Raw genomic sequence first — 14155 nt, 5'->3', positions numbered from 1 at the left:
GGGCGATCGCATCTGAACGTTCGCGCTCGCGGCGCGCATCACCCTCCCCCTCGAAGGAGAGGGTGAAGAGAGCCCGGTGCAAGAGCCTCGAATTCCATAGGCGATTGCTGCCGCGCAGGCGGGAACCCATACGCCGCAGCGTCTCCATTGCCCGCTGCGGCTGAGGCCATCTTTAGCTTGCCAAGCCGGGGGTTATGGGTCCCCGCCTGCGCGGGGACGACTCGTTGCGGATGCGGCGGCTGAATGGTCGGTCGTGGTAACTTACTCGCTCACCCCTCCCCGACCGCGCCGGCATCGACCAGCGCATCGATCTCGTCATCGCTGTAGCCGGCCTCCAGCAGCACCTCGCGCGAGTGCTCGCCGAGGCGTGGGGTCGGGCGGTGCAGGCTGGGGGGCTCTTCGGAAAATTTAGTCGCGGGGCGCGCCTGACGGATCCGGCCTTCGCTCGGATGGTCGATCGCGGCGAAGTAATCGACCGCCTTGAGGTGCTCCTGCTCGGCGACCTCGCTGATCCTCGCAAACGAAGTGTGCGGCACGTCGAGCCGCAGCAGCAGCTCTTCCCACTCCGCGGTGGTGCGGCTCGGCGCGATCTCGTTCATCGCCGCGTAGATCCGGTCGATGTTCTCGGCGCGCGCCACCGGATCGCGCACCTGCAATTCGTCGATCAGTTCGGCGCGGCCGACCGCGGTGAAGAACGCGCACCAATTGTCGCCGGAATACGGCAGCATCGTCATCCAGCCGTCCTTGGTGCGGACCGGCCTGCGCTCCTTCATCCGCTTGTAACCGGCGGGGCCGATCGGCGGATCGAACGCATAGCCGCCGAGCATCTCGATGCTGTTGAAGCCGGCGATGGTCTCCAGCATCGGCACTTCGACGAATTGGCCGCGGCCGGTTCGCTCGCGACTGAACAGCGCCGCCGACACCGCGCCGGCGAGCGCCTGGCCGCAGATCTTGTCGCCGATGAGGCTCGGCACGAAATGCGGTTCGTCGTCCGAGCCGATCGATGACGCCAGCCCCGACGCCGCCTGGATGATCTCGTCGAACGCCGGCCGCGCCGCCCACGGCCCGTCCTGACCGAAGCCGGTCGCCGCCGCATAGATCAGCCGCGGGTTCAACGCGCAACAGTCCTCGTAGCCGAATCCGAGCCGCGCCATCGCGGCGGGGCGCACATTGCTGAGCAGCACGTCGGCGCCCGGGATCAGCCGCCGCAGCGCCGCCTTGCCGTGCGGATGCTTGAGGTCGAGCGCGAGGCTGCGCTTGTTGCGGTTCACTGCCATGAACTGGCCGCCCATGCCGCGATGGCGGAACGCGCCCGAGTAGCGCCACATGTCGCCGGCCAGCGACTCGACCTTGATCACGTCGGCGCCCCAGTCGCCGAGAATCTGCGCCGCATAGGGGCCGAACAATACGCTGGTCAGATCGAGAATGCGGATGCCGGCGAGCGGCCCGGTCGGTGTTGTCATGGCTGTCCACGATGGGGAGTCGGCGAGATTCTGCCGGCGACCATACATGTCCGGCCGCGACCGAGATGTGGGCTCGGCGTCGCATCGGCATGCGATTTTCGCAAGGACGAGAGCCGAGAGGTCGAGGTGGCCCGCCGTGGGCTGTCGGCGCCCGTCTCCATCAACCCGTCATCGGGCCTCGTCCCGGCCACCACGCCTTACTGCACTGCAAGGCCAAAACGTCAATGCCCGGCACGAGGCCGGGCATGATGCATTGAACTGTGGTCGGTCGCGACGCAGCGAGTCCGCCTCACTCCTCCTTGAAGCCGTATTCCTGGTTGTTGCCGGTCGCGCCGTAGTATTTGTAGGGCAGGAACTTGCCCGACATCGTGATCTTGACGCGGTCGCCCTTGGGGTTGGGCAGGCGGTCCATCACCATGTCGAAATCGATCGCCGACATGATGCCGTCGCCGAATTCCTCTTCGATCAGCGCCTTCCAGGCCGGGCCGTTGATCATCACCAGTTCGTAGAAGCGATAGATCAAGGGATCGGTCGGCGGCATGGTGATGCCCTCGCCGCGCATCGGCACCTCGTTGAGCATCGCGATCTCGACCTTGGACAGGCCGAACAATTCGCCGGCGGCGGCGGCCTGCGGCTTGGTCAGCTTCATCTGGCCGAGGATGGCGCCGACCACCAGCACTTCGGAATGGCCGCCGATCTTTTCGCAGATGTACTTCCAGGTCCAGCCTTTCTCGCGCTTGAGATCGACGAGCTTTTCGGTGAGTTGCGCACGCTTCATGATGAGTTCTCCGTGAGGTGGTGATGATGAAAGAGGATGGCGTCAGCGCGCGCGGAGCTGCGCCGGAGCCGACGCGCCGGCGCCGTTCGCGGCCGGCACCAGAGCGGGTTCGCCGAGGCCGGGGCGCACCACCGGCACGGCGAGCGGATCGTGGTTCGGATTGGCGGCGGCGAAGGTCTTGCTGCGCGTCACCAGGAAGTCGACGATGTGGTTGCGCAGCGCGTAGTAATAAGGATGCCGGTGCAGATCGATCCTTGCGCGATCCTTCGGCAGCGGGTTCTCGACGATCTCCGCCACCACGGCGCCGGGGCCGTTGGTCATGAGGAAGATTTTATCGGCGAGATACATCGCCTCGTCGACGTCGTGGGTGATCATGAAGGTGGTCTGGCCGGTCTCCAGACAGATCCGGCGGACCTCGTCCTGCAGCGAGCCGCGGGTCAGCGCGTCGAGCGCCGAGAACGGCTCGTCCATCAGCATGATCTTCGGCGTGATGCTCAGCGCGCGGGCGATGCCGACGCGCTGTTTCATGCCGCCGGACAGTTCCGAGGGCCGCTTGTGCTCCGAACCGGTCAGGCCGACGAGGTCGATGAATTGCTGGGCGTGGGCGCGGACGCGCGCCTTGTCCCATTTGCGCCATTTCGAACTCACCGCATAGGCGACGTTGCCCATCACCGTGCGCCACGGCAGCAGCGCGTGGCTCTGGAAGATCACCGCGCGGTCGAGGCTGGTGCCCTCGATCGCCTGGCCGTCGACGATCACCGCGCCTTCGCTGGGCGCGTCGAGCCCGGCGAGGATGTTGAGCACCGTGGTCTTGCCGCAGCCGGAATGGCCGATGACGCAGCCGAACTCGCCGCGCGGCAGCGACAACCAGAGGTTCTCGAAGATCGTGGTGTCGCCGGCGCCGGCCGCGCCGGGATAGCGCTTGGCGATGCCCTCGATCGAAATGAACTTGTCGATCATCGCGCTCACTCCGGAAACGTGACCATGCGGGTGAACCGCGCCAGGATCTGGTCGAGCAGCATCCCCACCACCCCGATCAGCAGGATCGCAATGATCACATTCACGATCGACAAATTATTCCATTCGTTCCAGACGAAGTACCCAATACCCGTACCCCCTACTAACATCTCGGCGGCGACGATCACCAGCCAGGCGATGCCGATCGAGATCCGCATGCCGGTGAGGATGGTCGGCGCCGCCGCCGGCAGGATCACGGTGAAGGCGCGCCGCACGTTGCCGACTTCCAGCGTGCGCGCGACGTTGATCCACTCCTTGCGCACCGAGGCGACGCCGAACGCGGTGTTGAGCAGCATCGGCCACACCGAGCAGATGAAGATCACGAAGATCGCCGACAGGCTCGAATCCTTGATCGTGTAGAGCGCCAGCGGCATCCAGGCGAGCGGCGAGATCGGCTTCAGCACCTGAATGAACGGGTCGAGCGCCTTGTTCATCAGCGGCGACATCCCGATCAGGAAGCCGAGCGGGATCGCCACCGCGACCGCGATCAGATAGCCGATCGCCACCCGCGCGATCGAATAGCCGAGCTGGATGCCGAGCCCCTTATCGTTGGGGCCGTTGTCGTAGAACGGCCGCTGGATGTGCTCCCAGAGCTTGGCGCCGACGTCGAGCGGACCCGGCATCGCCGATTTGCCCTGGGTCGCTGTCGCGCCCATCAGCGCGGCGTATTCCGGACTCATCTGGGCCACGGCGCCGGTGCCGCGCGTCGCCAGATGCCAGGCGCCGATGAAGGCCGCGAAGATCACCAGCGAGACCACGGCTGCACGAATGCGAAGGGACTTCGTCATGAGGACTCTCTGCTCTCTCCCGCTCGCCGGGAGAGAGGCGGCATGAAGGAATGGAACGATGATTTCGCAACGAGGATGCGCCCCCTCGCCCGGCTCACCGCGCGGAATCGTCCGCGCGCGCGTGCTGGAATAGCAGGGAGCGCATCCCCGGCCATCACGAGGCCTTCTTGATCTTGAAGCTCGCGAGATATTCTTCCGGATTCGAGCCGTCGAACGACTTGCCCATCACCGAGAACGACCGCGAGGTCGTGGTCGGCGGGGTGAGGCCCGCTTCCTTCATCAGTTTCGCGGTGTCGGTCGCCAGATAGACCTGCTCGGCGATCGCCTTGTAGTCGACGTCGCCCTTGACCTGTCCCCAGCGCTTCATCTGGGTCATGATCCAGACCGCGAAGGACTGCCAGGGGAACGGGTCGAAGTCGATCCGGTTCGGCTGCTTGATGATGTTGCCGAGGCCGTCCGCATAGGTGCCGGTGAGGATCTGCTCCAGCACGATCGCGGGCTGGTTCAGGTAGTTGGCCGGCGCGATCGCGGCGGCGATCTCCTTGCGGTTCTCCGGCTTGTGGGCGTAGGCGGTGGCCTCGATGATCGATTTCAAGAGCGCGCCGTAGGTGTTGGGCATCGTGGTGACGAATTCCTTCGACGCGGCGAAGGCGCAGCACGGGTGGCCGTCCCAGATCTCCTTGGTCAGGATGTGGATAAAGCCGACGCCGTCATACACCGCGCGCTGGTTCATCGGGTCGGGCGCGAGATAGCCGTCGATATTGTCGGCGCGCAGATTGGCGACCATTTCCGGCGGCGGCACCGCGCGGATCTGCACGTCGACGTCGGGATCGAGGCCGTGTTCGGCGAGATAATAGCGCAGCAGATAGTTGTGCATCGAATAGTCGAACGGGACCGCGAATTTGAATCCCTTCCAATCCTTCGGATTGCGCTTGTCCTTGTGCTTCATCGCCAAAGTGATGGCCTGGCCGTTGATGTTCTCGACCGCCGGCATGGTGTAGGGGATCGGATTCGAGCCGACGCCCATGGTGATGGCGAGCGGCATCGGCGACAGCATGTGCGCGGCGTCGTATTCCTTGTTGATGGTCTTGTCGCGGATCACCGCCCAACCCGCGGTCTTGATGACTTCGACGTTGAGGCTGTATTTCGAATAGAACCCCATCGGGGCGGCCATGATGATCGGCGTGGCGCAGGTGATCGGGATGAAGCCGACCTTGAGGTCCTTCTTCTCCAGCGGACCGCCGGAGGCGAACGCCTCGGTGGCGGTCTGTAGCGGAAAGAACTGCGAGATCGCCGCCAGAGCGGTTGCGGCGCCGACCGATTTCAGAAAGGCGCGCCGCGAGGCGTCTTGCGGAAACATCGCCCGCATCACCGCGGAGGCGACCACGCCCTCGAACTTCTTGTCGTCGCTCTCCAGCATTGTCGGCTGCAGCGCCGACGACGGATCCGCCGCATGTTCGGCTTCGTTGACGTGCCGGCCGCAGCTACATCCGCCTGCGGTGAGGCGACGGTTGGGATCGAACGGATTGTCGAACGTGGACATGAGACCTCCTGCGCTGTTTGATCAGATCTAACGCAAGGAGCATGCCAGCTCGGCTTTCGGGACCTTCGCCTTCAAACGGCGACAGGCTCGCCGACTTGTTTGCTACGAAATCTCGTAGTATACGATTTTTCGGAGTCGAATTACGAGATCTCGGAGCAAGTGGTGGATCTGCCGGTACCCTTTTCCGCAACCGACACCGATCTGCGCGCGGAGGCCTTCGACGGGCTGATCGAGGCGGCGCTGTTGCTCGATCCGGCCGCCGACCAGATCCTCGAGGTCAATCCCGCGGCCTGCGCCCTGCTCGGCTACGACCGCGCCACGTTGCTGCAGACCCGGATCAGCGCGCTGCACGACCGGCAATTCCCGGCGCTGATCGTATTCACCCAGGCGGTGTTCGACCGCGGCAGCTATTGGACCCACGCGCTGACGCCGAACCATGGCGCCGGCACGCCATTGCGGGTCGAATATGCCGGCCGGGCGCTGCAATCTCGCGGGCGCACACTGCTGCTGCTGACGATGAGCGACCTCGAGCAGCGCCGCCGCCGCCATATCGACGCAGCGGCCGACGATTACATGCGCGACGGACTGCCGGCGTGGCAGCGGGTCGAGCGGGTGTTCGAGGATATCGAGCGCGAGAACCAGTTGATCCTGCGCGCTGCCGGCGAAGGCATCTACGGCGTCAACGCCGAGGGCCGCGCCACCTTCGTCAACCCGGCGGCGGAACGGATGCTCGGCTGGTCGGCCGAGGAGCTGGTCGGTCGGTCGATCCACGCCGTGATGCACCACACCCATCACGACGGCCGTCCCTACGCCGACCACGACTGCCCGATCTACGCCGCGTTCCGCGACGGCGCGGTGCACACCGTCGACGGCGAAGTGTTCTGGCGCAAGGACGGCAAGCCGGTGTGGGTCGAGTACACCTCGACGCCGATCCGCGACCGCAGCGGCGTGATCGTCGGCGCCGTCGTGGTGTTTCGCGACGTGAGCCAGCGCCGCGAGGCCGACGAGAAGCTGCATGCCGCGCTCGCCGAAGTCGACCGGCTGCGCGAGCGGCTGCAGCTCGAGAACGATTACTTGCAGGAAGAGATCCGGATCGAGACCAATCCGCGCGGCATCATCGGCCAGAGCGAAGCGATCCAGACCACGCTGCGCCAGGTCAAGCTGGTGGCGCCGACCACCGCCGCGGTGCTGATCACCGGCGAATCCGGCACCGGCAAGGAACTGATCGCGCGCGCCATCCACGACGCCAGCACCCGCAGCGGCCGGCCGCTGATCCGGGTCAATTGCGCCGCGATTCCGCGCGAATTGTTCGAGAGCGAATTCTTCGGCCACACCCGCGGCGCCTTCACCGGGGCGGTGCGCGACCGCATCGGCCGGTTCGAGCTGGCCGACGGCGGCACGCTGTTCCTCGACGAGATAGGCGAGATCCCGCTGGAGCTGCAGGGCAAGCTGCTGCGCGTGCTGCAGGAGGGCAATTTCGAGCGGGTCGGCGACGAGCGCACCCGCAATGTCGACGTCCGGCTGATCGCCGCCACCAATCGCGACCTGAAGCAGGAGGTGCAGCGCGGCCGTTTCCGCGAGGATCTGTACTTCCGGCTCAACGTGTTTCCGATCGAGTCGGTGCCGCTACGCGATCGCCGCGAGGATATTCCGTTGCTGGCGCAGCACTTCCTCGCCAGCGAGCGGCGCGAGCTGAAATCCGGACTGCGGCTGTCGCAGGGCGACGTGCGGCGGCTGATGCGCTACGAGTGGCCGGGGAACGTCCGCGAATTGCAGAACGTGATCGAGCGCGCCACCATCCTGGCACAGAACGGGCGGCTGCGGATCGATTTGCCGGAGCCGTCCGGCCACCATCCCGCGCCGAACGCCGGCCGGCAGAAATCCGAAACGCGACCCGCGGTGATGACCGCCGCGGAGCTGCGCGATCTCGAGCGCGCCAACATCGTCGCCGCGCTACGCGCGTGCAACGGCAAAGTGTTCGGCGACGACGGCGCAGCGGCGATGCTCGACCTCAAGCCGACGACGCTGGCGTCGCGGATCAAGGCATTGGGCATCAGCGCGACACGGGCCGCGAACGGCAGTGCAGTCGACTGAGATAACACGACCGACCCTTGCCTCGCGCGACAGATCGCCGCTGTTTGCGGCGGAGTACGCCACCGCAACTCCCCAAATTCACCGGCCCGGCGGACTCATCGCCATTGCTTTTCCTCGGCCGACCACGCCCAACCCGGCAGTTTCCCCGGCTTGCTGAATGCCGTGACGACGTTCGCCAGCAGGCGCGATACGTTGTTGTCGAAATTCTGGTACGGCAAAGATTGACTGAAGGCGATCGATCCGGTCGAAAACACCGCGCCGTCATTCGGAGCCGTGAAATAGACCATGTCGGCCCGCACACGATAGTCGTGCGATCCGGACAGCCCTGGATAGGGATAGAGCACCTCCTCCACCACTGTCTGATAGTTGTCGCTGTGTCCGCCGGAAGAGGCGACGATCAGCGAATGCGGCGGGGTGCCGAGCGTCAGATCGTAGCGATCAATCTCGATGCCGCCGGCGGCGCCCTGCGCCAGACCGAAATCGCCGATGATCTCGCCCTCGATGCCGTCCATAATCCATGACACGCGGCGATGCCAGCTATCCGGCATCCGCCGGAACGGCCGCGCCGAATCGAAACCTTCCGAGATGAAGCCGACGCCGAAGATCTTCTGCGGCGGCCGCCCGAGATCCTTCCACAGGCCGCTCTTCTGACCGGTCGTCGCCAGATAGTACTCGCCGGGGCGCGCCTGCCATGCCCGCATGCCGGAATTCAGCTTCCGCACTTCCATGCACCACGGATCATCGCTGTGGTAGCCGACGTTCCAATAGAAGCCGTTGCCGCCGAGATAGATGAACCGGCCGCCGGCGGCGATGTAGTCTTCGGTGGCATCGAGCATCGCTTCCGAGGTGTATTCCGGATGCGTCCCGCTCAGCACCACATTGTACGGCTTCAGCGCATCGGCCCCCTCCCGATGCAGATCCTCGTCGGTCGTCAAATCGTAGTCGTAGCCCATGTGCTCGAGCCAGGCGATGATCGACAGATCCGCCGGGAACTGCCAGGTCACGCCCATCGACGACATCCGCGCCTTCGGACGCATATTCAGGATCGGCCGGCGATAGGTGCTGTAGCAGACGCCTGCGCCATCGGCGTGATGGTCGTACAGCGACAGACCGAACTCGGCGGTCTGGTACAATTCGATGTCGACCTCGGAGAGGATCGGTGATTGTCCGGCGAGCGGCTGCATGATCTCAGCGTCGAAACTGAGATGCTCGTTGGCATAGGCCAGGTAGCTGCCCGTCGGCACCAGAAACAGAATCGGCGCTTTCGGCGCGACGGAGCGGACGAAGAACACGATGTATTCCTCGCGCATGCCCTTGGCGTCGCCGGTGCGCAGCCGGAACGCATAGGCGCCGCTGCGCAGATCCGGCAGCTTGATCGACCGCGTCAGCTCCCACTTGCAATCGATGATGGCATCGTCGTGAAACTCGATGCCACCATATTGCTCGGGCGCGAGCCGGAAGCAGTCGTCGCGGCCCTGCCAGTTGAACCCGGTCTGCGCGCGCACCGGGCGATTGTAGCCCTCGGCGTGCAATCCATAGGGCCCGACATCGATGACCCGATCGCCGATGCCCTGCGCGGTGTAGCCCTGCGCCGTGTCCCAATAGGCCAGCAGGCCATTCTGCGGCGCCAGCCCGGTGTCGCGATAGCGGTCGAGTTCGTCATGCGTCAGCACCCGATCGAACACCGCGGGCCGGTCCAGTTTGCCGTTCAGGCATTGGGTGACGAAATCGCCGCGCAGCGTGTGATGATCCCGCGCGCCCGCGAGCAGGAACGGCACGTCCGGCGGATTGACCGGGCGGAATCGCAACGTCTCGCGCACATGCGAGCGGAAGTCGACATTGGCGACCTTGCTCAGCAGCGAGTTATAGCGGGTCGCTACCCCCTCCTGATACAGCGTCGCCACGCCGGTCGTTGCGTCGAACGTCGCCGCGACGAAGTACCAGTTGTTCTTCAGAACCGGCACTTCGGCGTCGAGATAGTCGACCTCGTGGCCGTCGCCGAAGCCGAATTCGAGAAAGCCGTCCGGGTTGAGCCACAAACCGTAGCCACGGTTGCCGAACGCGTCCCACTTGCCGAGCAGGCATTGCCGTCGGCCGCCGCCCGGGCTGTTCGGATGCACGAAGATACAGAGACTGAAGCTGCCGTTCGGCGCGAGGCGCTGTTCCGGATCGGCCACGGTGAGAAACGAGCCGACCTGGGTGAACTGCTTGCGAACCCGCCACACCCCGTTGGCTTCGCAGGCGATCTCCTCCTCCCGATAGCCCGGTCCGGCCGGATGCGCGTCGCCATGGATCAGTCGCACCAGCTGCGCGTCGACGACGTCGGTGCCATCGGCGTGCACGAAGAACGAGATGTCGTCGCCGGGCTTGACCGAAATCTTGTCCGCGTATCCAAATACTTTCTTTTCGGCCATGGCCTCAGGCTTCTCCAGCGACTGACAGAGCGGATTAGGTTTCGAGCAGATCCTGGACGCGACGCAGGAACAGCGCGTGATAGGCTTCGTCCGGCGTCTCGTAATTGCGGTCCTCGACCATGCGCGGCGCGGTGCCGCGATGACCCGATAGCGCGACGATGCGATAGGCCTTGAATTCCTCCAGCACCATGATCGCGTATTTGTCGATCTGGCCCTGGCGGCGGAAGTAGATCAGCAGGCGTTCGAGCGCTTCGCTGTGCTGGCCGAGCGGCTTGGACTTGTGCTCCGCGATCACTGCGTCCGACACAAGACGCTTGAGGAAATCCCGCTGCATCTTGTCGAAGCGGCGGAAATACACCTGGTCCTTGTCTTCGACTTCGGTGGCCTCTTCGGGCAACATCTCGCCTCCTTTCTCGGCTCGGGTCGATCGCCGTTCGCTCTTCTTTTTGTCGCGCCAGGCTCGGAACTGCGCCTTGATGCCGAAAATGCCGCCGCGCAGGAACAGTACGACGCCGAGCATGATGGCGCCGATCAGGACGAAGCGCAGCGGACCGAGATCGATCAGCACGCGATCGATAAACACCACGATCAGCGTGCCGGCGACCGCGCCCTCGGCGCGCCCGATCCCGCCGATCACCAGCATCGCCAGCGACAGCAGCAGCGTGTCGAACGAGAACAGATTGGGCGACGCCCCGCCGAAATGGACGGCGTAGAAGCCGCCGATGAAGCCGAGCGCCGCCGACGAGATCAGGAACACCATGATGCGGGCGCGGATGAAATCGACGCCGCAGGCCTGCGCGAAGCCTTCTTTCTTCTCCTGCGCCATCCGCAGCAGCCGGCCGAGCCGCTTGCCGTCGACGAAGCGGTAGAGCGCCAGCGCGAGGATCATCACGAACAGCGCGACGTAGTACCCCAGCAGCAGCCGGTTGGATTGCGACAGCCACGCCGGCAGATAGCTGGGCGCGCCGTACAGGCCGCCGGTCGCCGAGCCGAACTGGCGCGACTGCACCACATAGACGCGGCACAGCTCGACCACACCCAGCGTCAGCAGCGCGTAATAGAACCCGTCGAGCCGCATCGCCGGCAGCGCGATCAGGACGCCGAAGGCCAGCCCGATCAGCATCCCCGCGAACGGCAGTACCCACCACGGCAGCCCCAGCGTGATCGCCATATAGGTGGTGCCATAAGCGGCGGCACCGACCACCGCATAGGTCGCGAGCGAAAAGATGCCCGCGGTGCCCACAACCAGCATCCAGCACAGGTTGATGGCGGCGTAGATCGCGAACACCGAGGCCGCCGACATCACGGTATTCCACATGCTTCCCGGCACGAACAGCGGCATGATGAAGAAGGCGGCGAGCGCCAGCATCCACCAGATCGGCCGCTTGTCGACGATCGTCTTCTCGCGCCGCATTGTCTTGGGGTTGTACTCGCCCCGGATGTCGAGTACGCGGCGGCGCGTCGGCCAGTACCGCGTCCGCGTCCACAGCGCGCCGCCGTGGCCGGGCCACTTGTAGTAGTAGCGCAGCCGGCCGACGGGATACATCTTCGGCCGAAACCGCGTGGTTTCGTTCCAGGTCACCTGATGCGACAGGAATGGGTTGGTCGCCACCTCGCGCGCCGGAGTCTCCGGATGCTGCGAGTCGGTCGGGTCGATCCAGATCGGAGCGGTGGTGTCGGACATCGGCTATGCCTCGCGCGCCTTGTCGAGAATTCCGGAGATCCCGCGCGGGCGGATCAGAAGCACGACGATGATGAGCAGGAACTGCGTGATCAGAACGTATTGGCCGCCGAGGAAGGTCGAGGTCAGCGACTCGTTCACCCCCAGCATGATGGCGCCGATGATCGCTCCGGGGATGCTGCCGAGGCCGCCGACCAGCGCGATGCTCAGTCCCTTGATCATCGGCGTGATGCCGCTGAACGGCGCGACGTAATAGGTCTGCGCCAGCAGCACCGCCGCCAGTCCGGCGAGCGACCCGGTCAAGGCCATCACGTAGATGCTGGTGCGGCGGACGCCGATGCCGACGATCGAGGCGGCGTGCGGGTTCATCATCATCGCCCGAATTTCGAGGCCGCGGCGGCTGGAGCGCATCCACAGCAGGATCAGGGTCAGCAGCAGGATCGCCGACAGCGAGGCGCCGAGCTTGTCCGAGGTCACGACGACGCCGAGGATGTCGGCGTTCCAGTTGCCGAACAGCCGCGGCAGCGATTTCGCCCGGGGTCCGAACCACCACAGCAGGATCTGATTGCCGACCAGGCTGATCGCCAGCGTGGCGATCAGCGCGCGCAACGGGAAGTTCGGCTTGTCGTGGATCGGAATGAAGGCGAGCAGACAGACGATCAGCCCGCCGAGCGCGCCGGTCAGGATCCCTGCCGCCATCACGACGACCGGATACGGGCCGATATACACGCTCGCCATCCACGCCCCGTAGCCGGACAGCGCAAAGATGAAGCCGTAGGCCATATTGACCAGGCCGAGGCTCGACCAGGTGACCGAAATCCCGATCGCCAGCGTCCCGTAGATGCAGGCCAGCGTGATCGCGTTGGTGACGATGAAACCCCAATTCATCAGCTGCGCTCCGTCGACATGGACTTGGAGGCCGAGGCCTCGCCCTTCAGCTTGCCGGCGTGCATTCCGATGATGCGATCGACGCTGCCTTCGAGCAGCGCGACGTTCTGTTCGGCGATCACCATCGCCGAGCCGCCGAGCTCGACCGCCATCAAGGCATCGACCACCGAGCGGCCGATCTTCGGCGCCAGCCCGAGCGACGGCTCGTCGACCAGGAACAGTTCGGCGTCGGACATCAGGCCGCGGCCGATCGACACCATCCGTCGCTCGCCGCCCGACAGGCGGCCCACCGGAATCTTCATCAGCTTCTCCAGCGGCGGGAAGATCTGCAGAATTCGCTTCTTGCGGATGCCGCGCTCGGCCCAGGCGCTCTTGGTGAAGGCGCCGCTGTCGAGATGCTCCTCGACCGTCAGGCCGTGAAAGATCTCATCGCCCTGCGGGATCAGCGCCAGACCTCTCCGCACAATTAGATGCGTGTAGCGGCCCGGCCCCTGGCTGCGGGTGCGGCCGACCTCATAGCCGTTGAGCTTGATCGATCCGCGCTGCCAGCCGGTGAGCCCGGCGATCGCCTGAAACAACGTCGACTTGCCGTGGCCGTTGAGGCCGACCAGACCGATCCGCTCGCCGGCGAAGACGGTGAGATCGAGGTCGTGGATCACCCGCATCGGTCCCCAGCCGGCGGATAGTCCCTTGACGTCGAGCACCGCGGGGCGCGCCGTGGCCGTCTCGGGCATACTCATCAATGCAGCCCCCCGCCGGCATCGGTCTCGAAATACGCAGCCTTGACGCGCGGGTTGAGCAGGATCTCCGCAAGCGATCCTTCGGCGATCGTCTCGCCGGCATCCATCACCAGCACCCGATCGGCAAGCGTATCGAGCAGCTCCATCCGGTGCTCGATCAGCACGATCGCGATGTTCAGTTCCTTGGCGAGCACCCGCATGATGTCGTCGAGTTCGTCGATCTCGGAATTGATCAATCCCGCGGCCGGCTCGTCCATCAGCAGCACCGACGGCCGCCGCATCAGCAGACAGGCAATCAGCAGTTTGCGGCGGTTCAGCGTGTCGAGCCGATCCGCCATCATCGCGCCCGGAATCCGGAAGCCGACCAGCCCCGCGCCCCATTCGGCGTCGTCGGGCGTCAGATACGGCCGATACGCCTGCCGCGCCGCTTTCAGAACCTGCGCGACGGTCATGTCTTCCGGCACGATCGGGGTCTGGTAGGTACGGCCGATGCCGAGACGCGCCCGCCGGTGCAGCGGCAGGCCGGTGATCTCGCGGCCGCCATAGGCGACCGTTCCGCTCTTGGGCGAGATGCGCCCCGACAGCACTTCGAACAGGCTGGTCTTGCCGGCGCCGTTCGGCCCGATGATCCCCAGCACCTCGCCCGGCTTCACGTCGAGCGAAATGCCGCGCAGGATCGAACGTCCGCCGAGATCGAGACCGATCTGATCGCAGGAGAAGATCGCGGATGCGGCCATCGTCATCGACCC

11 protein-coding genes are annotated in these 14155 nt (G+C 65.2%); 1 reads left to right on the top strand and 10 read right to left on the bottom strand.

Annotated features, from left to right (window positions below):
* Positions 1–269: 269 nt before the first annotated feature.
* The 5 genes from RPB_RS10345 to RPB_RS10325 all read right to left on the bottom strand — a co-directional run bounded on the left by RPB_RS10345 (position 270) and on the right by RPB_RS10325 (position 5589).
* Entirely contained in the window at positions 270–1463 is a 1194-nt protein-coding gene (locus RPB_RS10345) for a CaiB/BaiF CoA transferase family protein (RefSeq protein WP_041798183.1), read from the bottom strand.
* A gap of 289 nt (positions 1464–1752) precedes the next feature.
* Positions 1753–2241: a cyanase gene (gene cynS / locus RPB_RS10340; protein ID WP_011440952.1), complete on the bottom strand. Its 489-nt coding sequence runs from the start codon at positions 2239–2241 to the stop codon at positions 1753–1755.
* Between the two features lie 42 nt (positions 2242–2283).
* The gene (locus tag RPB_RS10335; protein WP_011440951.1) at positions 2284–3201 is read right to left on the bottom strand and encodes an ABC transporter ATP-binding protein; all 918 of its coding nucleotides are present in this window, start codon (positions 3199–3201) and stop codon (positions 2284–2286) included.
* Positions 3202–3206: 5 nt separating this feature from the next.
* Positions 3207–4046, bottom strand: a complete 840-nt coding sequence (gene ntrB, locus RPB_RS10330) for a nitrate ABC transporter permease (protein ID WP_011440950.1) — start codon at positions 4044–4046, stop codon at positions 3207–3209.
* A 154-nt stretch (positions 4047–4200) separates the two neighbouring features.
* The gene (locus RPB_RS10325; RefSeq protein WP_011440949.1) at positions 4201–5589 is read right to left on the bottom strand and encodes a CmpA/NrtA family ABC transporter substrate-binding protein; all 1389 of its coding nucleotides are present in this window, start codon (positions 5587–5589) and stop codon (positions 4201–4203) included.
* A gap of 159 nt (positions 5590–5748) precedes the next feature.
* Here RPB_RS10325 and RPB_RS10320 point away from each other — a divergent pair, with 159 nt between their 5' ends.
* Complete coding sequence (locus RPB_RS10320) at positions 5749–7683, top strand: sigma 54-interacting transcriptional regulator (RefSeq protein ID WP_433993730.1); 1935 nt, start codon at positions 5749–5751, stop codon at positions 7681–7683.
* Between the two features lie 95 nt (positions 7684–7778).
* Here the strand turns inward: RPB_RS10320 and RPB_RS10315 are convergent, their stop codons facing one another.
* The 5 genes from RPB_RS10315 to RPB_RS10295 are packed head-to-tail and all read right to left on the bottom strand — an operon-like array spanning position 7779 to position 14149.
* On the bottom strand, positions 7779–10097 hold the full coding sequence (locus tag RPB_RS10315; RefSeq protein WP_011440947.1) for a LamG domain-containing protein: 2319 nt from the start codon (positions 10095–10097) through the stop codon (positions 7779–7781).
* A 34-nt stretch (positions 10098–10131) separates the two neighbouring features.
* Entirely contained in the window at positions 10132–11781 is a 1650-nt protein-coding gene (locus RPB_RS10310) for a branched-chain amino acid ABC transporter permease (protein ID WP_011440946.1), read from the bottom strand.
* Between the two features lie 3 nt (positions 11782–11784).
* On the bottom strand, positions 11785–12666 hold the full coding sequence (locus RPB_RS10305; RefSeq protein WP_011440945.1) for a branched-chain amino acid ABC transporter permease: 882 nt from the start codon (positions 12664–12666) through the stop codon (positions 11785–11787).
* Positions 12666–13406 (bottom strand): ABC transporter ATP-binding protein, encoded by a 741-nt coding sequence (locus RPB_RS10300; protein WP_011440944.1) that lies wholly within the window; start codon positions 13404–13406, stop codon positions 12666–12668. Before RPB_RS10300 ends, RPB_RS10305 begins: the two co-directional genes overlap by 1 nt.
* Positions 13406–14149, bottom strand: coding sequence for an ABC transporter ATP-binding protein (locus RPB_RS10295; protein ID WP_157038798.1), 744 nt, complete (start codon positions 14147–14149; stop codon positions 13406–13408). The genes RPB_RS10300 and RPB_RS10295 overlap by 1 nt, the downstream gene beginning before the upstream one ends.
* Between the last annotated feature and the right edge of the window lie 6 nt (positions 14150–14155).

Source organism: Rhodopseudomonas palustris HaA2 (genome assembly GCF_000013365.1).
In the GTDB taxonomy this organism is placed as follows: Bacteria; Pseudomonadota; Alphaproteobacteria; order Rhizobiales; family Xanthobacteraceae; genus Rhodopseudomonas; species Rhodopseudomonas palustris_J.
Note: the sequence above shows the minus strand (reverse complement) of the source record. Positions and strands in the feature narration are given on the sequence as shown.